Below are 26,005 nucleotides of genomic sequence, written 5' to 3'. Positions count from 1 at the left end.
CCCCTGACATGACCACAACCACTCGCATCGAACGACACCACTACGACGTCGTCGTCATCGGGGCCGGCGGCGCCGGTCTCCGCGCGGCGATCGAGGCCCGGCTCGCCGGCAAGAAGACCGCGATCATCTCCAAGTCGCTGTTCGGCAAGGCGCACACGGTGATGGCCGAGGGCGGCGCGGCCGCCGCGATGGGCAACGTGAACAGCCGGGACAACTGGCAGGTGCACTTCCGCGACACCATGCGCGGCGGGAAGTTCCTCAACAACTTCCGGATGGCCGAGCTGCACGCGAAGGAGTCGCCGCAGCGGATCTGGGAGCTGGAGACGTACGGTGCGCTCTTCGACCGCACCAAGGACGGCAAGATCTCGCAGCGCAACTTCGGCGGCCACGAGTACCCGCGTCTGGCGCACGTGGGCGACCGGACCGGCCTGGAGCTGATCCGCACCCTCCAGCAGAAGATCGTCTCCCTCCAGCAGGAGGACCAGCGCGAGTTCGGCTCGTACGACGCCCGGATCCGGGTGTTCTCCGAGACGACCATCACCGAGCTGCTGCTCGACGGTGACCGGGTGGCCGGCGCGTTCGGCTACTACCGGGAGTCGGGCGAGTTCATCCTCTTCGAGGCGCCGGCGGTCGTGTTGGCCACCGGTGGCGTCGGACGCTCCTACAAGGTCACCTCGAACTCGTGGGAGTACACCGGGGACGGGCACGCGCTGGCGCTGCGCGCCGGGGCGACACTGATCAACATGGAGTTCCTCCAGTTCCACCCCACCGGCATGGTCTGGCCGCCCTCGGTGAAGGGCATCCTGGTCACCGAGTCGGTGCGCGGTGACGGCGGTGTCCTGAAGAACTCCGAAGGCAAGCGGTTCATGTTCGACTACGTCCCCGACGTCTTCCGCAAGCAGTACGCGGAGACCGAGGAGGAGGCGGACCGCTGGTACACCGACCCGGACAACAACCGGCGTCCGCCGGAGCTGCTCCCCCGCGACGAGGTGGCCCGCGCCATCAACAGCGAGGTCAAGGCCGGTCGGGGCTCCCCCGCCGGTGGTGTCTTCCTGGACATCGCGAGCCGACGCTCCGCCGACGAGATCCGCCGGCGGCTGCCGTCGATGTACCACCAGTTCAAGGAGCTGGCCGACGTCGACATCACGGCCGAGCCGATGGAGGTGGGGCCGACCTGTCACTACGTGATGGGCGGCGTCGAGGTGGACCCGGATTCGGGTGCCGCCTTCGGCCACGTACGCGGGCTGTTCGCCGCCGGTGAGGTCTCCGGCGGCATGCACGGTTCCAACCGACTCGGTGGCAACTCCCTGTCCGACCTGCTGGTCTTCGGCAAGCGAGCGGGCGGGCACGCCGCCAGCTACGCCGACGGGCTGACCACCCGGCCGAAGGTGGCGGTGCACGAGGTCGAGGCCGCCGTGGAGACCGCCCTCGCCCCGCTGCAACGGGACACCGGCGAGAGCCCGTACACCCTTCAGCAGGACCTCCAGGCGGTCATGGGCGACCTGGTCGGCATCATCCGGCGCGAGGGTGAGCTGGCCGACGCGCTGGTCCGGCTCGCCGAGCTGCGGGAGCGGGTGGCCAAGGTGAGCGCGGCCGGCGGCCGACGCTACAACCCGGGCTGGCACCTGGCCCTGGATCTGCGCAACATGCTGGTGGTCTCGGAGTGCACAGCGAAGGCGGCGCTGGAGCGGCAGGAGTCGCGCGGCGGGCACACCCGGGAGGACTACCCGGCGATGGAGCCCAAGTGGCGGCAGGTCAACCTGGTCTGCGCACTGGACGGCGACACCGTGCAGCTGACCCGCAAGCCGCTGCCGAAGATGCGGCCGGAGCTGATCGGCCTCTTCGACCGGGCCGAGCTGGCCAAGTACCTCACCGACGAGGAGCTCGCCGACTTCGACGCCCTCGTCGCCGACGCTGGAGAGGCGGACAACCGATGAGCGCGAAGCGTCAGTTCCGGATCTGGCGGGGCGACGAGAGCGGCGGTGACCTCCAGGACTACATGGTGGAGGTGAACGAGGGCGAGGTCGTCCTCGACGTCATCCACCGTCTGCAGGCCACCGACGCGCCCGACCTGGCCTGCCGGTGGAACTGCAAGGCCGGCAAGTGCGGCTCCTGCTCCATGGAGATCAACGGTAAGCCGCGGTTGGGTTGCATGACGCGGATGTCGACCTTCGGCGACGACGAGACCGTCACTGTCACCCCGCTGCGCACCTTCCCGGTGATCCGGGACCTGGTCACCGACGTCTCGTTCAACTACGAGAAGGCACGGGAGACCCCGGCGTTCGCGCCTCCGGCGGACGTCGCTCCGGGCGACTACCGGATGCAGCAGGTCGACGTCGAGCGCTCGCAGGAGTTCCGCAAGTGCATCGAGTGCTTCCTGTGCCAGACGGTCTGCCACGTGATCCGCGACCACGAGGAGAACAAGCAGGCGTTCTCCGGCCCGCGGTACTTCATCCGGGCGGCCGAGCTGGACATGCACCCGCTGGACGCGCGGACCGACCGCAAGGAGTACGCGCAGGCCGAACAGGGCCTCGGCTTCTGCAACATCACCAAGTGCTGCACCGAGGTCTGCCCCGAGCACATCAAGATCACCGACAACGGGATCATCCCCATGAAGGAACGGGTCGTCGACCGCAGGTACGATCCCCTTGTGTGGCTTGGTAGCAAGATCTTCCGTCGGGGCGAGACGCCCCAGACCAGCGTGACCACCGCCCGTCAGGGCTCGGCGACGCCGGGCTCCGCCCGGGGTGGGGTGCACTCGCACGCGGGTGGCTCCCACGACTCGCGGGCTGAGGCGCAGGCGCAGAGCGGCGTCAACTGGCACCGGGAGGTGCCCCACCCGACCGCTCCGGCGGTCGACGACCGGGGCAAGCTGCCGCTGACCGAGCTCACCTTCGACCGGGCCGCCGCGCCGTCGCCGTTCGGCGACGACGTGACCTTCCCGCTGCCTCCGGAGCACCTCAACTTCGCCCACCCGGAGCAGGACAACAAGCACTAATCACCCGGAACAACAACGGGGGCCGTGGCAGTTGCCACGGCCCCCGTCCCACTTGCGTGATCAACGGGGGCTGGGCGTGATCACCGGGGGGTGAGGAGGGGGCGGAGGGCTGCCACGATGGGGGCGTCGGCGGGGAGCCAGGTGACCGAGTCCAGTTCGTCGGCGGTGAGCCACCGCAGCGCCTCGTGCTCCAGCGCCTGCGGTTGGTCGCCGCCGAGCAGGCGGGCCGCGTACACCTTGAGCACCGAGCGGCCGTGCGCCATCCGTACGTTGCGGCCGACCCGGTCGCCGATCTCGACGCGTACGGCCAACTCCTCGGCGCACTCCCGGATCAACGCGTCGGTCTCGGCCTCCCCCGGCTCGACCTTTCCGCCCGGAAACTCCCACATGCCCGCTACCTCGGGTGGCGCGGAACGCGCACAGGCGAGCACCCGCCCATCCCGGATGATCGCCGCGCCGACGATCACCTTCAGGTCCCGTCGCTCGGCCTGCCCGCCACCATTCGCCCGTTCGGTCCGCACGGGCGTCCAGGGTGCCAGATCAATCGGCGGTTTGGGTACCGTAGCCGTCCGCTAGGCCAATAAGACACGGAAGTGTGGGCGTGGACACCCCCTCCGAGCAGCGAGAGACTAGGGGACACCGACAAGACACGGGATGGCGACGATTTGGCCACGAGCCGGCAACGGCGCTTGGGGGGTGCGGTGATGCGCGTGCTGTTCAACAGCAGGGCCAAGCACGACTACCTTTCCGACGCGTTGACCTTGCTATCTGGTTGGACACGCGAGGGCGAGCAGATCCGACGGACGCTCATGATCGACGATACCCAACACGCCGCACTAACTGAACGGGTCAAGGTCGTCGCGGACGCGCTGCATCTGCGACCCGAGATCAGCCGCCGGGCCGACAGCACCCAGATCCGGGTCGGGCACGGCAGCGGCGAGCCCCTGACCGAGGGCGAGGTCCTGTTGGCCGCCCGCATCGAGGACGCGTACCGGGCGGTCACCGAGGGCTGACGACCGACGCCGACTCCGCGTCCTGCGGGTACCAGCGCAGCTCCACCGAGTTGCCGTCCGGGTCCCGCACGTAGATCGAGGTCGCCGAACCGCGGGCGCCGAACCGGCTGACCGGCCCGGTCAGCACCGTGAAGACTTCCGACCCGATCACCTGCGCCCAGCCCAACGGCGCCACCACCAGGCAGAAGTGGTCCACGTTCGCGCCCTGCGGTTCACCTCGAACGAGGTCGATGATGCTGTCGGGGCTGATCCGCACCGACGGAAACGGGACTGCGCCCGCCCGCCACTCGTCGACCCGTACCGGCGCCAGCCCGAGCCGGCCGCAGTAGAAGTCCAGGGACCGTTCCACGTCGGCGACGGTCAGCACCAGGTGGTCGAAACCGGTGACCCGCACCGCGCTCATGCCTGCTCCAAGTCGGCCGCCGCGCGCAACCAGCCGCTGAACAGCGCCGGGTCGACGTCGGCGAGGTCGCGCAGCTTCACCGCCGCCATCGAGCGCGCACCGGGCACCAACCGTCCTGACGGGTCGGCGATCTCCTGTCCCCGCCACAACCCGAAGGTGACAAAGGACCCGTACGCCTTGATCAGGCAGACCGGGCGCTGGCCGGGCCGGTCGCCCAGGCCCCAGACCGGGTGCCCGTGCCACATCGCGCCCGTCGCCGCCGGCAGGGCCGCCGCGATGATCGGCGTCAGCTTCTCGCCGATCTCGCGCAGTGGGCCGGCCAGGCCGGCCAGGTAGTCGTCAACGCTCACGTTCTCGCCTTTCGCTCGGTGTTCCCTGCCGCGTTCACGATCCCCTGACGAGGGACACCGACCAAGACCTGATGTCGCTACGATCGTTGCCCACAGGTCAACGATGGGGGCGGTGTGCTGGAGCGGTACGAGGTCGAGACCTTCCTGACGCTCGCGAAGGAACTGCACTTCGGCCGCACCGCCGAGCGGTTGACAGTCAGCACCGGTCGGGTCAGCCACATCGTGAAGAAGCTGGAACGCCGGATCGGGGCACCGCTGTTCGCCCGTACCAGTCGGGTCGTCCAGCTCACCCCGATCGGCCGGCAGCTCGCCGAGGAACTGGCCCCGCTGGTTGCCGGGATGGACGAGGCCGTCCGCCGCGCGACCGACGCCGCCCGGGGTGTGACCGGGACGCTACGGGTGGCGTTCCTCGGCGAGTGGACCGCGCCGGTGCTGCTCCGGGCGGTGGCCCTGTTCGGCGAGCGGCACCCCGACTGTCGGGTGGAGGTGCACGAGGCACAGTTGTCCACCACCCGCTCCGGGCTGCTCGACGGCTCGACGGACGTGTTGATCGCCTCGTACCCGTTCGACGGGATGGCCACCGGCCCGGCGCTGCTTCGCGAGGATCGGGTGCTGGCGGTGGCGGCGGGTCACCCGCTCACCCGGGAACGGTCGGTGTCGTTGGAGGTGCTCGCCGACCACCCGGTGGTGCAGTACCCGAGCGTGACCTCGGCGGAGTTCAAGCGGGACCGCACCCCGGAGCGCACCCCCGGCGGCCGCCCGGTGCCGAAGGGACCCGCCGGGAACACCTTCTCCGAGATGCTGTCACTGGTCGCGCTGGGCCGGGGTGTGCTGCCGGTGGGCGAGCACACGCGGCGCTACTACCCGCGTCCCGACGTGGCGTACGTGCCCATCCACGACGCACCACCGATCGAACGGGGGCCGGTCTGGCTGCCCGGCAACACCACCACCCGCGTGCGCGAGTTCGTCCGCGCCGCGACCGACGCGAACCCCCGACGAGACACGCCGAGTGGGCGCTTACCCCCGCCGAGCTGACCCGGACGCTCGGGGTCCTCGCCCGGCTGGGCCCGTTGGCACCGGTTTTCTAGCCTGAACGGCATGGCGAACATCGCGTACGACCGCAAGGAGCAGGTCCAGCAGATCGAGAGTGGCCTCCTCGAAGGCGAGCAGATCATCGCCGTCTACGACGCCGTCGGCACCGGCACCGGGTTCATCGGGCTGACCGACCGCCGGGTGATCATCCAGGACCGCTCGTTCGTCGGGAAGCGGTTCGCGATCACCAGCATCCCGTACTCGAAGATCACCAGCGTGAGCGTGGTCAGCAACAAGTCGTGGGGTGGTTCGTTCTTCTCCACCGGCGCCATCGCCATCCACGTCGGCACGCACACCTACGAGGTGGAGTTCCGTGGCGCGCAGAAGAGCCACCACGTACACAACGTGATCCTGCACCACATCTCCTGACGGCACGTCCCGGCGTGGGCCCGGCTGGCGTAATTGCCTTGCCGGGCCCGCGGTGTCTCTGGTGTCCTCGGTCGACAGCCGCGCGAAGGGAGCAGCCGCCATGCCCGACACGACGAAGTCCCCCGAACCCACCGTCATCCGATCTGACGAATCGAGACTTCGTGAGCAGCATCGTTCCCCTGGCGCTGGGCGCCACTGACGCCAACCCCGGAGGCCGCTGATGTCGGTCTTCGACGATCCCGGCCTCTTCGGCCGGCTGTGGGCCGCCGACTACGACGACGGCGACACCAACCCTGACCCGGCCCCCGCCGTGGATTTCCTGGCCGACCTGGCCGACGGCGGCCCGGTTCTCGAACTGGCGATCGGCACCGGCCGGGTCGCGCTTCCGCTGGCCGAACGGGGCCTCGACGTGCACGGCGTCGAGGCGTCCGAGGAGATGCTGGCGCTGCTGCGGGCGAAACCCGGCGGCGAGCGGATACCGGTGGTCGTCGCCGACATGGCGGACGTCCCGGTGACCGGTGAGTTCCGGCTCGCGTACCTGGTCTTCAACACCCTGTTCAACCTGGTGGACGCCGAGCGGCAGGCGGACTGCTTCCGCAACGTCGCCCGGGTGCTGTCGCCCGGCGGCGCGTTCGTCGTCGAGACGTTCGTGCCCGACCCTCGCGGCTTCGACTCGGACGAGCAGGTGCAGGTGCGGGCCGTGACCGAGGATTCCGCGACGATCCGGCTGCACAAGTACGACCGGCCGGCGCAGCGGTTCATCCGGCAGACCATCACGTTCGACGCCGACGGTGTGCACCTGAAGCCGTTCGCCATGCGGTACGCCTGGCCACACCAGATCGACGAGATGGCGCAGCAGGCAGGGCTCCGGCTCACCGAGCGGTACGCCGACTGGCACCGGCGACCGTTCCAGGCCGACAGCCCGTCGCACATCTCCGTCTACCGGGCGGAGTAGCGGTTTGATCGACTCGGGTTCCGGAAAGCCGGGGTGTCCTCGCCACGAGGACAGCCCGATTTCAAGGAACCCGAGTCGATCTCCCGCCGCCCGAAGGCGGCCATCGACTTGTCCTTCCCGGCCTCCCACGACAGCGGCCGCCCAGACCGGGGCGTGGCTGAGATCCGGCCACGTTCCGCCTTGGGCGGATTCTGCTGAGAGCAGGTTTTGCTGGTCTGCGAGGGCCGCACCGGGGTGAGCTGACGGCATGCCGTACGCCTCCCGATTCCCACGCTCCTCGCCGTACTGGCCGGTGGTCAGTCACCCTCAGCTCCGGCGCGTGCTGCCCGGGCTCGCCGTCTCCGCGTTGGGCGACGGGATGGCGGTTGTCGCGGTGTCCTGGCTCGCCATCCAACTCGTCCCGCATGATCAATGGGGCCCCTGGATCGCGGTGACCATGGCGGCGTACACACTGCCCAGCGCGGCCGGAACTGTCGTCTTCGGCCGGCTGCTGCGCGGTCGCGGCGGTGCCCAGCTCGCCGGGTGGGACGCGATCCTGCGGGCCACGGCACTCGCGGCGATCCCCGTCGCCTACCTCTTCGGTGCGCTCACCATCGGGCTGTACGTCGTGCTGCTGGCCGCGTCCGCACTGCTGCACTCGTGGGGTTCCGCCGGGCGGTTCACACTGATCGCCGAACTGCTGCCGCAGCGACACCATCTGCCGGCCAACGCGGTGCTCTCCACCATCGGCGGGTTCGCCACCATCGTCGGTCCACCACTGGCGGGCCTCCTGATCGCCTGGGTCGGGCCGGTGTGGGTGATCGCCATCGACGCCGCCACCTTCGCCGCGCTGGCCCTGACGTACCGCTTCGCGGTGTCCGCCGCGGACAGCGACCACCGGCACGAACGCGGCGCGTCGCGGACCGCCGGGTTCGCTGTCATCCGCCGCAATCCCGCCCTCCTGGGCCTGCTGGCGCTGAGCCTCGCGTTCTTCTTCCTGTTCGGGCCGGTGTACGTGGCCATGCCGATCCACATCACCGATGACCTGCACGCCTCGGCGACGCTGTTGGGCGCCTACTACACCGCGTTCGGCGTCGGCGGCCTCGTCGGAGGGCTGATCACTGGACACCTGCGCCGCTGGCCGCTGCGGGCCACCACCATCACCATCGTCGTCGCGTTCGGCGTGGCCATGTTGCCGCTGGGCCTCGGTGCGCCCGTCGGCGTGTCGCTGCCGGCGTTCGCCTTGGCGGGCCTGATCTGGGCACCGTACATGTCCACGTCGATGGCGCTGTTCCAGCGCAGCACGTCCATCGCGCAGCTACCGGCGGTGCTCGCCGCCAACGGCGCGGTCCTCGTGGTGGCGGTGCCCCTGGGCACCATGCTGGGTGGGCCACTGGTGGGTGCCATCGGTGCCCGGCCGACGATGCTGCTCTGCGCCACGGCGATCGTGACCGTCGGCCTGGTCGCCGGAGGATTCGCGATTCCCTGGCGGAAGACACGATCCTCCGGCGACCCGGCAGTCACCGAGGTCAGTGCCCGTCGCTGAGCTGGACGTCGACCACTGTCAGCTTCCCTCGTTGGTGCGGTGGCGTTCGACCGTCTCGGCGATGCGCTTGATCCGGCGGAGTCGGGCGTCCCAGGTGGAGCCCACCGCCGACAGCTGGGCCACCGCGCGGGCGAGTTGCGCCTCGTCGACCTGGTAGTGACGCTCGCGACCGGCCGGCTCGGCGTGGATCAGCCCAACGCGGTCCAGCACCGCCAGGTGTTTCGAGACGGCCTGCCGGGTGACGGGTAGCTGCCTGCTCAACGAGGTGGCGGTGCCCGGTCCGTCGGAGAGCAGAAGATCGATCATCGTACGCCGAATCGGGTCGCCGATCGCCGACCACAGCTCGTCGTCGACCACAGTGCTCACGCGGTCGCGACCAGCCGCGAAACGTACACGCCCAGCCGGGGAATGTAGTGGTCCCAACCGTTCTCGTGGTCGCGGTACTGCTCCTCCAGGACGGCGACCTCCCACCCCTGCTCACGGAACCCGGTCTCGGTCATCCGGATCTGCGTCCCCGTGCCGTTGGGGATCAGGTCGAAGGTGACGAGCAGCGCCTGCCCGCCGCGGTCCGGCTCGGTGAAGCACCACCGGAAGGAGAACCGCTTCGGCGGGTCGACCTCGACCACGGCGAACGCGACGGTCGTCGTCTCGCCGGTGTCGGCGTCGCGCCACACCAGTTCGCCGGGCGCACCAGCGACCGACTCGAACCGCGCGTCGTCTGGCCACCACTCCCGCATGTGCTCGGGCTGGCTGACCACCTCGAAGACCACCTCGGGGGACGCGTTGACGTGGATGTCGCGTTCGATCGTTCCCTGTTCCATACCCACAACCTTTCGCAACCTTTGGTTGCACTCAACCTACGACAGCCGGACGCCGTCCCGCAACCTTTCGTTGCATGTCGCGGAATCCGTCGTACCCGGGATGCACAATGCCGGGCATGTCTGAGCCGTCGCCGCACCGCCACCACGCCATCGACTACATCGAGCTCACGGTGACCGACCTCGCCGTGGCCAAGCGCTTCTACGCCGACGCGTTCGGCTGGCGGTTCACCGACTACGGGCCGGAGTACGCCGGCATCCGCAGTCCACACGGCGACGACGCACCAGAGGTGGGCGGTCTCCGGCTGGACGCGGAAGTGCGGGCGGGCGGCCCACTCGTGCTGCTCTACTCCACCGACCTGGACCGGTCGGTGCAGGCCGTCAAGGAAGCCGGCGGCCGGGTGGTGAACGGGCCGTACGAGTTCCCCGGTGGCCGGCGGTTCCACTTCACCGACCCCAGCGGCAACGAGCTGGGTGCCTGGGCCGAGCAGTAGGACGCGTTCCTGACGAGTAGGCCGTCAGTCCCTGACCTGTCAGAGGTCCTCGCCGCTCAGGACGAGGCAGCCGAACATGTCCGTGAGGACGGCCCGCTGGTGGTCGGTCAACGGGTTCACGAAGACCGCAACGCCAACCCCGTGCTGCTGGCACGCATCGGCTACTTCGCGGGCCCTACCAGGGCTGAGCAACGTCCGCCGCGAGAACGGGTCGCCCATCTTGTCCGCGCCGCCGGATGAGACACCCCGCCGCTGCACGTACCGGCTCACGACCCGGCCACCACGGGCTTCCACCAAGCCGGCCAGCAGGTCGAGCTTGCTTTCGAACTCCTTGTCCTTCGCCGAGAACAGGCCCACCAGCGCCACGTCGGTGCCTGCCAGCACAGCTTTCAACGCCCCCCGTCCCGATGTCTGCTCGCCGGTTCGCCGGCTGTCAGCGTCGCCGGGCGCGCAGCACGCCGGTCAGCATGGGCACTGTGAACTCGCCGTTGGCGGTCTCCGGTCGACTCCCGAGGAAGGCGCGGACCCGGTCGAGTGTGGCCGCTCGTTCCGCGTCCGGCATGACCAGCATCCCGGCCCGCGTCGCGAGCGTCGCGACGAGCGAGTCGGCGGTACGCCGCTGACCGTGCGGGAACTCGACCTGCTCCGCCGACCCGAACCGGGCGATCAGGCCGGTGCGCGCAACGACCATGTCCGCCGTCGCCGCGCGCCAACTACTCAACGTGTCACGCGGGCCGATGGCGGCACTCCCGCTGACGCGTTCGAGCCCGGCAACCCAGTCGATCCGGTCGTCCATGATGTTCCACAGACCGGCCAGGACACCGCCCGGTGCGAGGACTCTGGCGATTTCCGCCCCGGCGACGGTCATGTCGAACCAGTGCAGGGCGTTGCCGGCCAGCACGGCGTCGACGGACGCGTCCGGCAACGGGATCGCCTCCGCGCTACCCGGCAGGGCACGGACGGCCGGCAGCGCACGGCGTAGCTCGGCAAGCATCGCCGGGTCGGGCTCGACCGCCACGACGTCCGCGCCCACCGCGACCAGCGTCGCGGACAGCTTGCCGGTGCCGGCTCCCAGGTCGAGCACACGTAGGCCGGGCGCGGGCTCCAGCGCCCACCGCACCGCGGCCTGCGCGTAGTCCGGGCGGTGCTCGGCGTACGCGGCAGCGGCCGCGCCGAACGACGATCGCAGCAGCTGTTCGGCCATGCGGTCAACCTACCGCCGCTCGTGGGCATCGACTGCCCCGTGGCCGGCGTGCAGACCCTGCGGAGCCGGTGGGGCGTCCGCCCAGCCCGTCTACGTGCTCGGCATCCCGGTCAGGTTGGTCATGATCCACTCGCCTTCCTGAATACCGTGCTATCGAGGTCGGGGGGACACCGCGACGTCAATGAAGCCGAGTCGATCATGCATGTCAGACGTTGAAGCGGAACTCCACCACGTCGCCGTCCTGCATGACGTACTCCTTGCCCTCGATGCGGACCTTGCCCGCCGCCTTGGCCGCCGCCATCGAACCGTGCTCGACCAGGTCCTGGTACGAGACCACCTCGGCCTTGATGAAGCCGCGCTGGAAGTCGCTGTGGATGACGCCCGCGGCCTCCGGCGCGGTGGCGCCGATCGGGACGGTCCAGGCGCGCGCTTCCTTCGGGCCAGCCGTGAGGTACGTCTGGAGGCCGAGGGTGCGGAAGCCCACCCGGACCAGCTGGTTGAGGCCGGGCTCGTTCTGCCCGATCGACTCCAGCAGTTCGCGGGCCTCCTCCTCGGGCAGGTCCACCAGCTCGGACTCGATCTTGGCGTCCATGAAGATGGCCTCGGCGGGGGCGACGAGGGCGCGCAGCTCGTCGAGGAACGTCTCGTTGGCCAACTCGGCCTCGTCGACGTTGAAGACGTACAGGAAGGGCTTGGTGGTGAGCAGGTGCAGCTCGCGCAGGTGCTCCAGCTCGATCTTGGCGGCGGCGGCCCCGGAGTACAGGGTGGTGCCACCGTCGAGCACCTCGATCGCGGCCTTCGCGGCGGCGACGGCGGCGGCCCGGTCCTTGCGGAGCTTGGCTTCCTTCTCCAACCGGGGCAGCGCCTTGTCCAGGGTCTGCAGGTCGGCGAGGATCAGCTCGGTGTTGATCGTCTCGATGTCGTCGGCCGGGGAGACCTTGCCGTCGACGTGCACCACGTTCGGGTCGGAGAAGGCCCGGACGACCTGGCAGATCGCCGAGGCGTCCCGGATGTTGGCCAGGAAGGCGTTGCCCCGGCCCTGCCCCTTCGACGCGCCACGGACCAGGCCGGCGATGTCGACGAACGACACCGGCGCCGGCAGCACCTTCTGCGAGGAGAAGATCTCGGCCAGCTTGCCCAGCCGCTCGTCGGGGAGCCCGACCACGCCGACGTTGGGCTCGATGGTGGCGAACGGGTAGTTCGCCGCCAGCACGTCGTTCTTGGTCAACGCGTTGAAAAGCGTGCTCTTGCCGACGTTGGGCAGGCCGACGATGCCGATGGTGAGACTCACGACGGGCCAGCTTACGCCGGTCCCGGCCGGGCCGGTCCAGGCGGCTCCGATTCGGCGGTCGGCAGGTGGTCGATCGTCGGGCCTGCCGGGCCCCTGTCGCGTTGCTACCCTGCCGGTTCGATCTTCCCCTGTTGGAGGTGAGATGACCTCGACGTTGCCCGAGCTGTACATCGCCGTCGATGTGGAGGCCGACGGGCCGATCCCCGGGCCGTACAGCATGATCTCGTTGGGCATGGCCGTGGCCGGCCGCCCGGACCTGACCTTCTACACCGAGCTGCGTCCCATCTCCGACGAGTTCGTCCCGGCGGCGCTGGCCGTCTCCGGCCTGGACCGGGACCGTCTGCTGCGGGAGGCGCCCACCGCGCAGGAGGCGATGTCCGCCGCCGCGGCCTGGGTCAACGGGCTGCGGCGGGTCGGCCGTCCGGTCTTCCTGGCCGCCCCGGCCGTCTGGGACGGCATGTTCGTGCACTGGTACTTCGTCCGCTTCGTCGGGCACAGCCCGTTCGGCGCGACCGGCTCCGGCGTCGATCTGCGCAGCTACTGGATGGGGTTGACCGGCAGCGAATGGGTCCGGACCCGCAAAGGCACGATCAAGCACGAGCTGGGCCTGCACGACGTGCCGCACACGCACCACGCCGGTGAGGACGCCGCCGAGCTGGCCCAGGTCTTCGACGCGGTGCTCCGCCGCCGACAGCCCGCCGAAGAGGCGTCACCCCCGGCCGAGCAGGCGTGACGCCCTGACCGACCGAGCAGGCGTAACGCTCAGCGAGGCGTGACGCTCAGCCGAGCAGGCGAGGGGCGATGACCGCCTCCCGGACGCTGCCGTCCACGCCCCGGCTGACCTCGTACGCCGAGACGCCCTCGCGGTCCGCGATTGCCTCGACCAGCCGGGTGCCCCGGTAGATCAGGCCGACGCCGTCGTCGGTGCAGTGACTCGTGGGGAGCGTGCCGTCGCCGACCAGCTCGTGCATGAGCGGGCGGCGCTGGCCCTCACTGTCGTAGTGCACCCCGTTGCCGTACGGCAGCCAGGCCAGGCCGTCGGTGAAGCCCCGCAGCCGCGGCCCGAAACTGTCGGTGGCACCGCCGACGTGCCAGCAGATCGAGCCGGCGGAGACACCGGCCAGCACCACGCCGGCCTGCCAGCACTCGTGCAGGATCTCGTCGAGCCCGTGCACCCGCCACACGGCGAGCAGGTTGGCGACGCTGCCGCCACCGACCCAGATCACGTCCTGGGCGAGCAGGTGGGCGCGGACGTCCTCGACGTTCGGCATCGGGAACAGCGCGAGGTGGGACGGCTCGAACCGGGTGCCGGCGAACGCGCCGTAGACGCCGGTCAGCGAGGTGGGCTGGTCGCCGACGGCCTGCCCGAGGTAGCAGATTCGCGGCCGCGAACCGGCCTCAGCCAGCTCGGCCGCCAGCTCGAAGACCGGGCCGGGACGCAGGTCGTAGGGCCCACGGTCGCCCCGGAGGAAGCCCATGCTGGTGGCGATGATGGTCGGTTCGCTGGCGGGCATCGGGGCGTCCTTCCGTTGCGGGCGATGCGGCGTCCATCCTGCCGCAGCCGGCCTCCCGCCCGTTGCGTTCCGGCGCGGGGCCCGACCTCCACCCGTGGCGATCATGGTGGTGGCGGGGTGTCCGACAGTCGCAACCCCCGCCAACCTCCATGATCAACCAGACTGGTCGGGACGCCGTTGCCGGGGCACCTCGACATCCGGCCACAGCCCCAGGGTGGGACGGTCGGCCGGCGGCAGTTGCCCGGCGGCGGCCCGGGGCAGGGTGAACCGGTCGGCGGCGGCCGGTCCGGCCGAAGCCGACTCGCGCAGCATCCACCGCACCTCGTCGGCCGTCCAGCCCAGCCCCGGCCGCGCGGCGAGCTCACGGATCAACCGCCGACCAACAGTCGTGTCGTCGTCGTAGAAACGCATGCACCAGTGGTGCGTCCACATCCCGAGCGCCCGCAGGCCGGCGTCGTCCAGCGAGCCCACCAACCGGCCGCAGGCGGTGTCGGGGAAGCGCTGCTCGGGATCGCCCGTCCGGTCCCGTTCGATGGCGCCGACGGCGGCCGGCGCGACGGCCCGCATCCGGCGGTAGAAGGACTGCGCCACCGCGCGGGGCAGCGGGGGGAACGCACCCGGTGTCGACGCCGTCGTCCAACCCGCCACGCTCGTCATTCGCCGCACCCCTTCTTCAGTTGGTGGCCGGACGCTACCCGGCACGACCGACACTTTCGGGCCGAAAAACCCCACCGATCGTGGATAGCGACGATGACCTGGGACGTCTGTATCTGTGACAACGAAACGGGGGTGGTGGGTGGACGAGGACGAGCGCGCGCGGCTGGCCGAGTTCGTCGGCAGCCGGACTCCGGCGCTGATGCGGGTCGCGTACCTGTTGACGGGGGACCGCAACGCCGCCGAGGACCTGTTCCAGTCGGCGTTGGCGCGGGCCATCCCCAAGTGGGACAGCATTCGACACGCCGATCCGGAGGGCTATCTGCGGGTGGTGATGTACCGCGAGCAGATCAGCTGGTGGCGGCGGTTTCGACGGCGGCGGGAGACCCCGCTCAACCCGGCGGACGAACCGGTCGGCGGTGACCCCAGCGGCGGCTCCGACGTGCGGTTGGCGATGCGTGCCGCGCTGCGTCACCTGCCACCGACGCAGCGGGCGGTGGTGGTCCTGCGCTACTACGAGGACCTGCCCGAAGCCCGGGTGGCCGAGTTGCTCGGCTGCTCGGTGGGCACCGTGCGCAGCCGTACCCATCGAGCGGTGCAGCGACTGCGGGAACTGCTGCCGGACGTCGACATGCTGGAGGTACGGCGATGACGGACCCCTTCGAGCACCTCATCCGCTCCACCCTCACCGACCTGGCCGAGGAGGCACCGATCGTGCATGACCAGTTGAGCCGAGCGGAACGGCGGGTGCGCAACCGACGCCGCGCCACGGTGACGGTGGGGGCGGTGAGCACCCTGGCGGCGATCCTGATCGCCACTCCGCTCGCAGTGGCCGCGACCGGCTCGGACGAACCGCCCCCGGCCGTGCCCAGCCCGGCCGGCCCGGCGGACGTACCCAGCCCGTCGGCACCCATCCCGTCCGCGCCCACCGCGGTGCCGACGGTCGAGCGCAGCCCCGGTGGCGGACTGGCCAGCCCGGTGGGTCCGCCCGGCGTCCCCGGCCGGCCGACTGTGTCGCCGACCCCGTTGACGCCGCCGGGCGTGCCGGGCAAACCGGGCGGACCGACCGTCTCACCGAGCCCGTCGAGCTCGGCGGGCCCGCCCGGTGTGCCGGGCCGGCCGACGGCTTCGCCGACCCCGTTGTCCTGAGCACCACCGGTCCGGTCGGCGGTCACCGCACGCCGGCCGGGCCGGCCGTCTCACCGTCACCGCCGGAGGCGAGAGCCGGTCGGAGATTCCGGTCACCTTCGCGCGCCACTCCCTCGCACCGGCGAGCGTCGTGCGGCGCGGCGACCAGCGGGCACCGGCGCACCAGATTTGTCGACGCCGACGTGCCCGCTCATCCTTGGGCCATGACCGATCCCGGACACCCGAGGCGCGCGCCGCGGGGGCACCGATGAGCACCGCCATGGCCCGGGTGCCCGACTCCCTCCGAGGGCAGATCGTCACACCCGGCGACCGCCGGTACGCCAACCTGCGCTCGACGTACACCAGGTCGGCGTCGCCGGCCGCCGTTCTGCTGCCGAAGACCACCGCCCAGGTGGTCGACGCACTCCGCTACGCCCGCGAGCAGCGGCTGCCCATCGCGGTCCGCAGCGGCGGGCACGGCCTGTCCGGGGCCTCGTCGAACAACGGTGGGGTGGTCATCGACCTGTCCATGCTCAACCAGGTTCAGGTGATCGACGAGCGGGCCGGGCTGGTCCGGGTCGAGGCCGGTGCCCGCTGGGCGAACGTCGCGAAGGCGTTGGCCCCGTACGGCCTGGTGATCAGTTCGGGTGACTACGGCGGCGTCGGGGTCGGCGGCCTGGCCACCGGCGGTGGTGTCGGCTGGCTGGTCCGCGCGCACGGCCTGACCGTCGACCGGGTCCGCGCCGTCGAGGTGGTGCTGGCGGACGGGACGCTGGTGCGCGCGGACGCCGACCACGAGCCGGAGCTGTTCTGGCTGGTCCGCGGGGCCGGAGCCGGCGCGGGGATCGTGGTGGCCTTCGAGATCGAGGCGGCCGAGCAGCGCAACGTCGGTGTCGCGCAGCTGGTCGTCGAGGCGCATCCGGACGGTCGCACGGTCCGGGAGTGGACGAGCTATCTCGGGCAGGCGCCCCGGGAGTTGTCCGCCGCCGCTGTGGTGTTCGCGGAGGGCCGATCGGTGCTCATGTCCATCACCGCCGTGGTCGCCGCCGAGAGCCTGCGTCGGGCCCGACCGGCGGTGGAGCCGCTGCTCGCCATCGGCAAGGTGCTCGAACACCGGACCGACCTGCTGCCCTACCCGACGCTGGTGCCGACCGCGCACCTCAACCCCAACGTCGGGCAGCAGCGTGGCACCACCACCAACGGGCTGTTTGCCGCGCTGGACGACGCCGGGGCGCGGGCCGTGACGCGAGCGGTGACCGGGCCGGGGCGGGCCGTGGTCCAACTCCGCTCGTTGGGCGGGGCGGTCAACGACGTCGCCCCCGACGCGACCGCGTACCCGCATCGCCACCAGGACACCCTGATCGTGGCGTCGGTGTTTCCGCCGCAGGCCGACGCCGCGTTGAACGCCGCCTGGCGGGCGGTCGGAGCGCGGGCCGACGGTGCGTACGTCAATTTCGAGAGCCGGCCGGACCCGGCCGCGTTCGCCCGGATCTACCCGGGCGAGACCGGGGCCCGGGTCCGGCGGCTGTGGAAGCGGTACGACCCGGACGGCGTGTTCCGACCGGCCCTGCTGACCGGCCAGCCCAACCGCACCGCCCAGCCCAACCGCGCCGCCCAGCCCAGCGGGTCTGGTCAACCACACCGGCGTCGTCGACGCCCCCGTTGACCGGGTCGCTTCGCACCGGCACGCCCAGGTCCGATTCCCGCCAGCCGATGACCAGTCGAGCGGGGCATCATCGGTGACATGGAGCTGGACTTCGAGCGGTGTTACCGGGCCGTGGACAGCCGTGACCAGCGGTTCGACGGCTGGTTCTACACCGGTGTGACGTCCACCGGCATCTACTGCCGGCCGTCCTGCCCGGCGATCACGCCCAAGCGGAAGAACGTCCGGTTCTTCCCGTCCGCCGCGGCGGCGCAGGGCGCCGGGCTGCGCGCCTGCCGCCGCTGCCGGCCGGACGCCGCGCCCGGCTCACCGCAGTGGGACGTCCGCGCCGACGTGGTCGGCCGGGCGATGCGGTTGATCGCGGACGGGGTGATCGACCGGGACGGCGTGCCGGGGCTGGCCTCCCGGCTGGGGTACACCGAGCGGCACCTGCACCGGATGCTCAGCGCCGAGATGGGCGCCGGGCCGCTCGCGCTGGCCCGGGCGCAGCGGGCCCAGACCGCCCGGATCCTCATCGAGACGACCGACCTCGGGATGGCCGAGATCGCGTTCGCCGCGGGCTTCGGCAGCGTGCGGCAGTTCAACGACACGCTCCGCGAGGTGTACGCGAGCGCCCCGTCCGACCTGCGCACGGCCCGTGGTCGCCAGCGGACGGCGGTCGGGGCGGGGACGATCACGCTCCGGCTGGCGTACCGCCCGCCGCTGCACGCCCGGGCGCTGCTGGACTTCCTCGCGGTGCGGGCGTTGCCCGGTGTGGAGGAGGTCCGCGACGGGACGTACCACCGGGGTCTGCGGTTGCCACACGGCACCGGCCAGGTGGCGCTGACCCCGGCGGACGGGCACGTGGCAGCGACGTTGCGGCTGACCGACCTGCGCGACCTGGCGCCCGCTGTGGCCCGCTGCCGCCGACTGCTCGACCTGGATGCGGACCCGGTGGCCATCGACGCCACGCTGGCCGCCGACCCGGCGCTGGCCCCGGCGGTCGCCGCTGAACCCGGCATCCGCGTTCCCCGGTCGGTCGACGGCTTCGAGGTGGCCGTCCGCGCCATCATCAACCAGCAGGTCTCGATCACCTCGGCAAGAACCACCCTCACCCGCCTCCTCTCCCACCGCGTTGATCATGAGGTTGACGAGGTCGATGAAGATCAAACCCCAGGTCAACCTCATGATCAACGGGGTGGGCTGCGGGGGTTCTTGGGGGCGGAGGAGCTCTTGTCGCTGCCGGATTCGGCGTTCGGAATGCCGGTGGGGCGGCGGGAGTCCTTGCGGGGGTTGGCCCGGGCCGTGGTGGACGGGTCTGTCGACCTCGCCCCCGGGGTGGATCGGGGGGAGGCCGTCCGAGGGCTGCTCGTGCTCCCGGGCATCGGCCCGTGGACCGCCAACTACCTGGCCATGCGCGCCTTCGGCGACCCGGACATCCTGCTCAGCTCCGACCTCGCGGTCCGGCGCGGTGCCGCCGCGCTCGGCCTGCCCGACACCCCGACAACCCTCGACCGGTACGCCCAGCGATGGCGTCCCTGGCGGTCCTACGCCACGATCAGACTCTGGAGAACGGCATGACCATCGACAGCACCGTACTGCGCACACCGGCCGGTCCACTGAGCATCCTCGCCGGCCCCGACGGTGCCGTTCGGGCGGCCGGCTTCACCCCGGACCCGGCGGCACTGCTGCCCCTGGTCCACCCGACCCTGCGGGCACCGCTGCGGGAGCGCACCGACCTCGGGCCGGTCAGCGCGGCGGTCACCTCCTACCTGGACGGTGACCTCGCCGCCATCGACGCGGTGCCGGTCCAGCAACGCACCGGCGGCGAGTTCATGGCGCACGCCTGGCAGGTGCTGCGCGAGGTGCCGCCCGGCACCCCGGTCACCTACACCGGGTACGCCGCGCTGGCCGGTCGGCCACCGGCGGTGCGGGCCGCCGCGGCGGCCTGCGCCCGGAACGCGGCAGCCCTCTTCGTGCCGTGCCACCGGGTTCTTCGCACCGACGGCACGCTCGGCGGTTACCGCTGGGGGCTGGAGGTGAAGAAGTGGCTTCTCGGTCATGAGCGCCGCTTGACGGCAAGCTGACAGAAGCATCGACACCTGTTAGACGCTACCGTCTGGTAGTGCCTGTGGAGAGCGACGGCGACCCGGCCACCCGGGCCGCCGCGGGAACCCGCCCCGCGCACAACCTCTGGCGGCTACGCCGCTACCTGCGCCCGTACGCCGCCGAGTTCGCCTGGCTGCTCGTCGCGGGGCTCGCCGGCACCGCCGCCGGGATCGCCGTACCGCTGGTCGTGCAGCGGGTCGTGGACGGGCCGGTGGCCCGACACGAACCCGCCGGGCTGCTCCAGCTCGGCGGCCTGGCGCTGCTGCTGGGTGTCGTCGAGGCGGTGCTCATCTTCATCCGCCGGTGGGTGCAGTCATCCTCGGCGGTGGGCATGGAGGCGGCGCTGCGCGCCGACGTCTACGCCCACCTGCAACGGCTGCCGACGAGCTTCCACGACCGCTGGCAGTCCGGCCAGCTGCTCTCCCGGATCACCAGCGACCTGTCGGTGATCCGCCGGTTCCTCTCCTTCGGCGTGTTCTTCCTGGTGCTCAACCTGACCACGTACGTGGTCGTGGTGCTGCTGCTGATCAACCTGCATCCGGTGCTCGGGGTGCTGGTAGCGGCCAGCGCGGTGCCGCTGCTGCTGATCAGTCGCCGGTTCGGGCGGCACTACCACGCCGCGTCCCGCCGGATGCAGGACCTGCAGGGCGACGTGGCGACCCTGGTCGAGGAGACCGCACAGGGTCTGCGCACCATGAAGGCGTACGGGCGGGGGCCCGAACTGGCCGGCCGCTTCGCCGGCGCGGCCCGGCGGCTGCACGACACCGGGGTCGGCAAGGGGCGGCTGCTGGCCAACACCTCGGCGCTGCTCGACCTGGTGCCCAACGTGACACTGGGCGTGGTGCTGGCGGCGGGGGCGGCCGCCGCCGCGCACGGGGCGCTCACCATCGGCGAGCTGGTCGCGTTCGTCAGCCTGCAACTGATGCTCATCTGGCCGGTGCAGTCACTGGGTTGGATCATCGCCAACGGTCAGGAGGCGGCCACCGCCGCCGACCGGATCCAGGAGGTGCTGGACACCCCACCGGAGATCGTGGATTCTCCCGGCGCTGTCGCTCTGCTCCGCGACGCGGTGCGCGGCCGGCTGCGCTTCGAGCGCGTCGCGTTCAGCTATCCGGGTGCCAGCACGCCGGTGCTGCGTGAGATCGACCTGAGCATCGAGCCGGGCGAGACACTGGCCCTGGTCGGCGCCACCGGCAGCGGCAAGAGCACACTGCTCTCCCTGGTGCCCCGGCTGCACGAGGTGACCGCCGGGCGGATCACAGTGGACGGCCACGACCTGCGCGACCTGCGGCTGGCCTCGCTGCGCCGGCTGGTCGGGGTGGCGTTCGAGGAACCCACGCTCTTCTCCATGTCGGTGCGCGAGAACCTCACCCTGGGTCGCCCGGACGCCGGCGACGACGAGGTCCGCGCGGCCCTCGCGCTGGCCCAGGCCGACTTCGCGTACGACCTGCCCTGGGGGTTGGCCACCCGGGTGGGCGAGCAGGGGTTGTCCCTCTCCGGCGGGCAACGGCAACGGCTCGCGTTGGCGCGGGCCGTGCTCGGCCGACCGGCGGTGCTGGTGCTGGACGACCCGCTCTCCGCCCTCGACGTGCACACGGAAGCCCTGGTCGAGGCGGCGCTTCGCCGGGTCCTGCGCGACAGCACCGCGCTGCTGGTGGTGCACCGGCCGTCGACGATCGCGCTGGCCGACCGGGTCGCCCTGTTGGAGGACGGGCGGATCACCGCGACCGGCACACACTCCGACCTGCTGGCCACCGTCCCGGCGTACCGGGCGCTGCTCGCCGCCGAGCCGCCCGCCGGGCATCCCCCACCGGCCGGGGCCGGCGGGCCCAGCCCGTCCCCTTCGGACGGGTGGGGACTGGTGCGTTCGTGAGCGTGCCCAGGCAGGCCGACCCACCTCCGGAGGAGGAGCCCGAGCTCACCCGCTGGCGCGGAACCGCCACCGACCCGGAGGCCGACCGCAGTCGAGCGGAGGACACCAGCCCCGAGGCGGTGGCCCGGCTGCGCCGGCTCAGCCGCAGCCTGCTGGGCGACCTGCTGCGCGGGCACCGGAAGCGGCTCGCCGCGGCGGTCGCCCTGCTGCTGGTCCAGAACGCCGCCGCGATGGCCGGCCCGTACCTGGTCATGATCGGCATCGACCGGGCCATCCCACCGTTGCGCGCCGGCGACCCCGGGCTGCTGATCGCCGTCGCCGGGGCATTCGCGGTGGCCTCGGTGACCGAGTACGCGGCCCGCCGCGGCTTCCTCGCCCTGTCCGCCCGGATCGGCCAGGCCGTCCTGCTCGACCTGCGCAAACAGGTGTTCGGGCACTTCCTGCGGCTGTCGGTGGACTTCCACGAGCGGTACACGTCCGGCCGGATGGTGTCCCGGCTCACCAGCGACCTGGACTCGATCGCCGAGCTGGTCGACGGTGGGATCGACAGCCTGGTGCTGGCCGGGCTCTCGATCCTGTCGGTGGCCGCCATCCTGCTCTGGCTGGACCTGCCGCTGGCGGGCGTGACGCTGTTCGCGTTTCCGTTCCTGTTCTCGCTCTCCCGCTGGTTCGCCCGGTCGTCGGCCAGCGCGTACCGACGGACCCGGGACGCTGTCGCGCTGGTCATCGTGCACTTCGTCGAGTCGATGCGGGGCATCCGGGCGGTGCAGGCGTTCCGCCGGGAACCCCGCAACCAACGGATCTTCGTGGCGCTCGGCGACGACTACCGACGGACCAGCCTGCACGCGTTCCGGCTGATCGCCACGTACTCGCCGGCGATCAAGCTGATCGGCAACGTCACGGTGGCCGTGGTGCTCTGCTACGGCGGGTGGCGGGTGCTCGGCGGGCAGACCGAGATCGGTGTGCTCGCCGCGTTCCTGCTCTACCTGCGCCGCTTCTTCGAGCCGATGCAGGAGCTGAGCCAGTTCTACAACTCGTTGCAGTCGGCCACCGCCGCCCTGGAGAAGCTGGCCGGGGTGCTCGACGAACGACCGGCCGTCGCCGAACCGGCCCGGCCCACACCACTGCCGACCGGGCCCGGCCGTGGCGAGCTGACCTTCCGGGCGGTCAGCTTCGGCTACCGGACCGACACCCCGATCCTCCGCCGGCTGGAGTTGACGGTGCCGGCCGGGCAGACCGTCGCGCTGATCGGGCCCACCGGGGCGGGCAAGTCGACAATCGCCAAGCTGGTCGCCCGGTTCCACGACCCGGACACCGGCACCGTCACGTTGGACGGGGTCGACCTGCGCGACGTACGCGACGCCGACCTGCGCCGGGCGGTGGTGCTGGTGACGCAGGAGAACCACCTGTTCAGCGGCACCGTCGCGGAGAACATCCGGTTCGGTCGCCCGGGGGCCGACGACGCCGCCGTGCAGGCCGCCGCGCGGGCGATCGGGGCGCACGACTTCATCGCCGCGCTACCCGACGGGTACGCCACCCAGGTGCACCGACGAGGCGGGCGGCTCTCCGCCGGGCAGCGGCAGCTCGTCGCGTTCGCCCGCGCGTTCCTGGCCGACCCGAGCGTGCTCATCCTGGACGAGGCGACGTCGTCGCTGGACGTGCCGACGGAACGTCTGGTGCAGCGGGCACTCGGCACCATCCTGCGCGACCGGACCGCACTGGTGATCGCCCACCGACTCTCCACGGTGGAGACCGCCGACCGGGTGCTCGTCATCGACGGCGGGAAGGTCGTCGAGGACGGCCCACCCGCCGTGCTGGCCCAGGCCGGCGGCCGGTACGCCGCCCTGCACCGCCAGTGGCGCGACTCGCTGATCTAGCCGGGCCGCCCCGGTGGTGGCCGTTCCCCGCCGGCCGGTGTGTTCGGCCGCAACTACGTCGCCCCGCACCCGGCGGATGCCTACGATCGCAGGATGACCGACACGGCGAGGACGGCCCGCGCCGGCGTTCCCGAGCGTCCGACCCTGGACGGGCTCGAGGAGAGCTGGGCGCGCCGCTGGCAGGAGGAAGGCACGTACGCGTTCGACCGCTCGAAGGAGCGCAAGGACGTGTACGCGATCGACACCCCGCCGCCGACCGTATCGGGCGAGCTGCACATGGGGCACGTGTTCTCGTACACGCACACCGACACCTCGGCGCGCTACCAGCGGATGCGCGGCAAGGCCGTCTTCTACCCGATGGGCTGGGACGACAACGGCCTGCCCACCGAGCGTCGGGCGCAGAACGTGTACGGGGTGCGACCCGACCCGGCGCTGCCGTACGACCCGGTGTGGCGGCCACCGGCGGCCCCGGTCGACGACGCGGCCCGCCGCGACCCCACCCCGATCTCCCGGCGCAACTTCATCGAGCTGTGCGAACGGCTGACGGTCACCGACGAGCAGGCCTTCGAGGCGCTGTGGCGGCGGCTGGGGCTCTCGGTGGACTGGTCCCTGACGTACACGACGATCGGCCGGATCGCCCGGACCACCAGCCAACGGGCGTTCCTGCGCAACCTGCGCCGCGGCGAGGCGTACCAGTCAGAGGCGCCGACACTCTGGGACGTCGGCTTCGCCACCGCTGTCGCCCAGGCGGAGCTGGAGGACCGGGAGCGCCCCGGCGCCTACCACCGGCTGCGGTTCGCCACTGCCGACGGGCGTGCGGTGCTCATCGACACCACCCGGCCCGAGCTGTTGCCGGCCTGCGTGGCGCTGGTCTGCCACCCCGACGACGAGCGGTACGCCGACCTGGTGGGCGGCACGGTGCGCAGCCCGCTGTTCGACGTCGAGGTGCCGGTGTACGCCCATCCCCTCGCCGAACCCGGCAAGGGCACCGGCATCGCGATGGTCTGCACCTTCGGTGACCTGACCGACGTGACCTGGTGGCGTGAGCTGGGGCTGGCCACCCGGGTGGTGATCGGCCGGGACGGTCGACTGCTCCCCGAGCCGCCGGACGGGGTGCCCCCGCAGCCGTACGCGGCGCTGGCCGGGCAGACCGTCAACGGTGCCCGCCGGGAGATCGTCGGGATGCTGGCCGACGCCGGTGACCTGATCGGCGAGCCGCGCCCGGTCACGCACCCGGTCAAGTTCTACGAACGCGGTGACCGGCCACTGGAGATCGTCTCGACCCGACAGTGGTATCTGCGCAACGGCGGCCGGGACGAGGCGCTGCGCGCCACCCTGTTGGGTCGCGGCGAGGAGCTGCACTGGGTGCCGGCGCACATGAAACACCGCTACGACAACTGGGTGGGCGGCCTCAACGGGGACTGGCTGGTCAGCCGTCAACGCTTCTTCGGGGTGCCGGTGCCGGTGTGGTACCGGCTCGACGACGCTGGCGAGCCGGACTGGTCCCACCCTCTCACGCCGGACGAGTCCGCGCTGCCGGTCGATCCATCCAGCGATCCGGCGCCGGGGTACGACGAGTCTCAGCGCGGCCAGCCGGGCGGTTTCATCGGCGACCCGGACGTGCTGGACACCTGGGCCACGTCGTCGCTGACCCCGCAGATCGTCGGTGGCTGGGAGACCGACCCGGACCTGTTCGCCAGGGTCTTCCCGATGGACCTCCGCCCGCAGGGGCAGGAGATCATCCGGACCTGGCTCTTCGACAGCGTGGTCCGTTCCCACTTCGAACACGGGGTGCTGCCCTGGCGGGACACTGTGCTCTCGGGCTGGATCCTCGACCCCGACCGCAAGAAGATGGCGAAGTCCAAGGGAAACGTGGTGACCCCGCTGGCCCTGTTGGAGCAGCACGGCTCGGACGCGGTGCGCTACTGGGCGGCCAGCGGCAAGCCCGGCATGGACCTGGCGTTCGACCCGGCGCAGATCAAGGTGGGCCGGCGACTGGCCACCAAGCTGCTCAACGCGTCCAAGTTCGCGCTCGGGCTGGGCGCGGCGGACGCCCTGCGCGCCCCGACGACCACACCACTGGACCGGGCCATGCTCGCCGAGCTGGCCACCGTGGTCACCGCCGCGGGCGCCGCCTTCGACTCGTACGACCACACGGCGGCGTTGCAGGTGACCGAGGCGTTCTTCTGGCGGTTCTGCGACGACTACATCGAGCTGGTCAAGGAGCGCGCCTACGGCACCGGCGCGGCGGCCGACTCGGCACGGGCCGCGTTGGCCTCGGCGCTGTCGGTGCAGCTGCGGTTGTTCGCCCCGGTGCTGCCGTACGTGACCGAGGAGGTCTGGTCGTGGTGGCGGTACGGCTCGGTGCACCGGGCACCCTGGCCCACCACCCACGAGGTGGCCCGGACGATCGAGGGGTCGGGGGACCCGGCGCTGCTGCGGCTCGCCGGTGACGCGTTGAGCCAGGTGCGCCGGGCCAAGTCGGAGCGGAAGCTGTCGATGAAGGCGGAGGTGCCGTTGGCCGAGGCGCTCGGCCCGGCGGCGCTGCTGGAGCAGCTCACCCTGGTCGCCGACGACCTACGGGCGGCGGGCCGGATCGGCAAGCTCGACCTGCTCCCGGACCGCGCCCCGGAGCTGGTCATCGCCTGCGCCTTCTGAGCCGGGTCCGCCGCCGCCCGTCCGGGCGGCGGCGGACC

26 protein-coding genes and 2 pseudogenes are annotated in these 26,005 nt (G+C 71.5%); 18 read left to right on the top strand and 10 right to left on the bottom strand.

All coding sequences use genetic code 11. From position 1 onward, the window contains the following. Nucleotides 1–8 precede the first annotated feature (8 nt). Both ACX27O_RS17320 and ACX27O_RS17315 read left to right on the top strand, forming a co-directional pair. Nucleotides 9–1,937 carry a fumarate reductase/succinate dehydrogenase flavoprotein subunit gene (locus tag ACX27O_RS17320; protein ID WP_030337511.1) on the top strand — a complete coding sequence of 643 codons (1,929 nt, stop codon included), beginning with the start codon at nt 9–11 and terminating at the stop codon, nt 1,935–1,937. Beyond that, nucleotides 1,934–2,998 (top strand): succinate dehydrogenase/fumarate reductase iron-sulfur subunit, encoded by a 1,065-nt coding sequence (locus tag ACX27O_RS17315; protein WP_030337510.1) that lies wholly within the window; start codon nt 1,934–1,936, stop codon nt 2,996–2,998. The genes ACX27O_RS17320 and ACX27O_RS17315 overlap by 4 nt, the downstream gene beginning before the upstream one ends. Before the next feature lie 80 nt (nt 2,999–3,078). Here ACX27O_RS17315 and ACX27O_RS17310 read toward each other — a convergent pair whose 3' ends face one another. Next, the gene (locus tag ACX27O_RS17310) at nt 3,079–3,519 is read right to left on the bottom strand and encodes a (deoxy)nucleoside triphosphate pyrophosphohydrolase (protein ID WP_357640061.1); all 441 of its coding nucleotides are present in this window, start codon (nt 3,517–3,519) and stop codon (nt 3,079–3,081) included. A gap of 183 nt (nt 3,520–3,702) precedes the next feature. Between ACX27O_RS17310 and ACX27O_RS17305 the strand changes: the two genes are divergently transcribed. Continuing rightward, complete coding sequence (locus ACX27O_RS17305; RefSeq protein ID WP_030337506.1) at nt 3,703–4,011, top strand: 4a-hydroxytetrahydrobiopterin dehydratase; 309 nt, start codon at nt 3,703–3,705, stop codon at nt 4,009–4,011. Here the strand turns inward: ACX27O_RS17305 and ACX27O_RS17300 are convergent. After that, nucleotides 3,998–4,414: a VOC family protein gene (locus ACX27O_RS17300; protein ID WP_458939734.1), complete on the bottom strand. Its 417-nt coding sequence runs from the start codon at nt 4,412–4,414 to the stop codon at nt 3,998–4,000. The genes ACX27O_RS17305 and ACX27O_RS17300 overlap by 14 nt on opposite strands. Next, a complete protein-coding gene (locus tag ACX27O_RS17295) occupies nt 4,411–4,764 on the bottom strand; it encodes a DUF1801 domain-containing protein (RefSeq protein WP_210859787.1) in 354 nt (117 codons plus the stop codon). Before ACX27O_RS17295 ends, ACX27O_RS17300 begins: the two co-directional genes overlap by 4 nt. 114 nt (nt 4,765–4,878) lie before the next feature. Here ACX27O_RS17295 and ACX27O_RS17290 point away from each other — a divergent pair, with 114 nt between their 5' ends. The 4 genes from ACX27O_RS17290 to ACX27O_RS17275 all read left to right on the top strand — a co-directional run bounded on the left by ACX27O_RS17290 (nt 4,879) and on the right by ACX27O_RS17275 (nt 8,705). Continuing rightward, on the top strand, nt 4,879–5,799 hold the full coding sequence (locus ACX27O_RS17290; protein WP_458939733.1) for a LysR family transcriptional regulator: 921 nt from the start codon (nt 4,879–4,881) through the stop codon (nt 5,797–5,799). Between the two features lie 63 nt (nt 5,800–5,862). Continuing rightward, a complete protein-coding gene (locus tag ACX27O_RS17285; RefSeq protein WP_030337500.1) occupies nt 5,863–6,225 on the top strand; it encodes a PH domain-containing protein in 363 nt (120 codons plus the stop codon). A gap of 220 nt (nt 6,226–6,445) precedes the next feature. Beyond that, a complete protein-coding gene (locus ACX27O_RS17280; protein WP_358128457.1) occupies nt 6,446–7,180 on the top strand; it encodes a class I SAM-dependent methyltransferase in 735 nt (244 codons plus the stop codon). A gap of 247 nt (nt 7,181–7,427) precedes the next feature. Next, nucleotides 7,428–8,705 carry an MFS transporter gene (locus ACX27O_RS17275; protein ID WP_210866479.1) on the top strand — a complete coding sequence of 426 codons (1,278 nt, stop codon included), beginning with the start codon at nt 7,428–7,430 and terminating at the stop codon, nt 8,703–8,705. Between the two features lie 18 nt (nt 8,706–8,723). Here the strand turns inward: ACX27O_RS17275 and ACX27O_RS17270 are convergent, their stop codons facing one another. Continuing rightward, nucleotides 8,724–9,071, bottom strand: coding sequence for an ArsR/SmtB family transcription factor (locus tag ACX27O_RS17270; RefSeq protein ID WP_030337495.1), 348 nt, complete (start codon nt 9,069–9,071; stop codon nt 8,724–8,726). Beyond that, the gene (locus ACX27O_RS17265; RefSeq protein WP_030337494.1) at nt 9,068–9,526 is read right to left on the bottom strand and encodes an SRPBCC domain-containing protein; all 459 of its coding nucleotides are present in this window, start codon (nt 9,524–9,526) and stop codon (nt 9,068–9,070) included. The genes ACX27O_RS17270 and ACX27O_RS17265 overlap by 4 nt, the downstream gene beginning before the upstream one ends. A gap of 116 nt (nt 9,527–9,642) precedes the next feature. On the opposite strand from ACX27O_RS17265, the gene ACX27O_RS17260 reads away from it, so the two are divergent. After that, complete coding sequence (locus ACX27O_RS17260; RefSeq protein WP_210866478.1) at nt 9,643–10,017, top strand: VOC family protein; 375 nt, start codon at nt 9,643–9,645, stop codon at nt 10,015–10,017. A gap of 39 nt (nt 10,018–10,056) precedes the next feature. Here the strand turns inward: ACX27O_RS17260 and ACX27O_RS17255 are convergent, their stop codons facing one another. The 3 genes from ACX27O_RS17255 to ychF form a co-directional block, all read right to left on the bottom strand. Continuing rightward, the gene (locus tag ACX27O_RS17255) at nt 10,057–10,401 is read right to left on the bottom strand and encodes an HflX-like GTP-binding protein (RefSeq protein WP_358128467.1); all 345 of its coding nucleotides are present in this window, start codon (nt 10,399–10,401) and stop codon (nt 10,057–10,059) included. Between the two features lie 49 nt (nt 10,402–10,450). Further along, nucleotides 10,451–11,221, bottom strand: coding sequence for a class I SAM-dependent methyltransferase (locus tag ACX27O_RS17250; protein ID WP_210860962.1), 771 nt, complete (start codon nt 11,219–11,221; stop codon nt 10,451–10,453). 205 nt (nt 11,222–11,426) lie between these two features. Then, entirely contained in the window at nt 11,427–12,512 is a 1,086-nt protein-coding gene (gene ychF, locus ACX27O_RS17245) for a redox-regulated ATPase YchF (protein WP_030337488.1), read from the bottom strand. A 142-nt stretch (nt 12,513–12,654) separates the two neighbouring features. Between ychF and ACX27O_RS17240 the strand changes: the two genes are divergently transcribed. Next, entirely contained in the window at nt 12,655–13,245 is a 591-nt protein-coding gene (locus ACX27O_RS17240) for an exonuclease (protein WP_210860964.1), read from the top strand. 46 nt (nt 13,246–13,291) lie between these two features. Here ACX27O_RS17240 and ACX27O_RS17235 read toward each other — a convergent pair whose 3' ends face one another. Both ACX27O_RS17235 and ACX27O_RS17230 read right to left on the bottom strand, forming a co-directional pair. Then, nucleotides 13,292–14,026: a Type 1 glutamine amidotransferase-like domain-containing protein gene (locus tag ACX27O_RS17235; protein WP_210860966.1), complete on the bottom strand. Its 735-nt coding sequence runs from the start codon at nt 14,024–14,026 to the stop codon at nt 13,292–13,294. 153 nt (nt 14,027–14,179) lie between these two features. Continuing rightward, complete coding sequence (locus ACX27O_RS17230; protein ID WP_387222440.1) at nt 14,180–14,683, bottom strand: hypothetical protein; 504 nt, start codon at nt 14,681–14,683, stop codon at nt 14,180–14,182. Nucleotides 14,684–14,822: 139 nt separating this feature from the next. On the opposite strand from ACX27O_RS17230, the gene ACX27O_RS17225 reads away from it, so the two are divergent. The 9 genes and pseudogenes from ACX27O_RS17225 to valS all read left to right on the top strand — a co-directional run bounded on the left by ACX27O_RS17225 (nt 14,823) and on the right by valS (nt 25,967). After that, complete coding sequence (locus tag ACX27O_RS17225; protein ID WP_030337483.1) at nt 14,823–15,332, top strand: SigE family RNA polymerase sigma factor; 510 nt, start codon at nt 14,823–14,825, stop codon at nt 15,330–15,332. Further along, the gene (locus ACX27O_RS17220) at nt 15,329–15,829 is read left to right on the top strand and encodes a hypothetical protein (protein ID WP_458939732.1); all 501 of its coding nucleotides are present in this window, start codon (nt 15,329–15,331) and stop codon (nt 15,827–15,829) included. The genes ACX27O_RS17225 and ACX27O_RS17220 overlap by 4 nt, the downstream gene beginning before the upstream one ends. Before the next feature lie 247 nt (nt 15,830–16,076). Continuing rightward, nucleotides 16,077–17,474 carry an FAD-binding oxidoreductase gene (locus ACX27O_RS17215; protein ID WP_458939731.1) on the top strand — a complete coding sequence of 466 codons (1,398 nt, stop codon included), beginning with the start codon at nt 16,077–16,079 and terminating at the stop codon, nt 17,472–17,474. A gap of 78 nt (nt 17,475–17,552) precedes the next feature. Next, nucleotides 17,553–18,575: pseudogene (locus ACX27O_RS17210) on the top strand (bifunctional transcriptional activator/DNA repair enzyme AdaA); the annotation flags it as partial. A gap of 72 nt (nt 18,576–18,647) precedes the next feature. Then, nucleotides 18,648–19,031 (top strand): annotated as a pseudogene (locus tag ACX27O_RS17205) (DNA-3-methyladenine glycosylase family protein); the annotation flags it as partial. Then, nucleotides 19,028–19,537 carry a methylated-DNA--[protein]-cysteine S-methyltransferase gene (locus ACX27O_RS17200; protein ID WP_210861158.1) on the top strand — a complete coding sequence of 170 codons (510 nt, stop codon included), beginning with the start codon at nt 19,028–19,030 and terminating at the stop codon, nt 19,535–19,537. The pseudogene ACX27O_RS17205 and the gene ACX27O_RS17200, both read left to right, overlap by 4 nt. A gap of 38 nt (nt 19,538–19,575) precedes the next feature. Further along, nucleotides 19,576–21,432, top strand: coding sequence for an ABC transporter ATP-binding protein (locus ACX27O_RS17195; protein WP_458939730.1), 1,857 nt, complete (start codon nt 19,576–19,578; stop codon nt 21,430–21,432). After that, nucleotides 21,429–23,309, top strand: a complete 1,881-nt coding sequence (locus ACX27O_RS17190) for an ABC transporter ATP-binding protein (RefSeq protein WP_051708852.1) — start codon at nt 21,429–21,431, stop codon at nt 23,307–23,309. The genes ACX27O_RS17195 and ACX27O_RS17190 overlap by 4 nt, the downstream gene beginning before the upstream one ends. Nucleotides 23,310–23,402: 93 nt before the next feature. Next, nucleotides 23,403–25,967 carry a valine--tRNA ligase gene (valS, locus tag ACX27O_RS17185; RefSeq protein WP_210866471.1) on the top strand — a complete coding sequence of 855 codons (2,565 nt, stop codon included), beginning with the start codon at nt 23,403–23,405 and terminating at the stop codon, nt 25,965–25,967. The last annotated feature ends 38 nt before the right edge of the window (nt 25,968–26,005 follow it).

This window comes from Micromonospora sp. SD19 (assembly GCF_054462275.1).
Note: the sequence above shows the minus strand (reverse complement) of the source record. Positions and strands in the feature narration are given on the sequence as shown.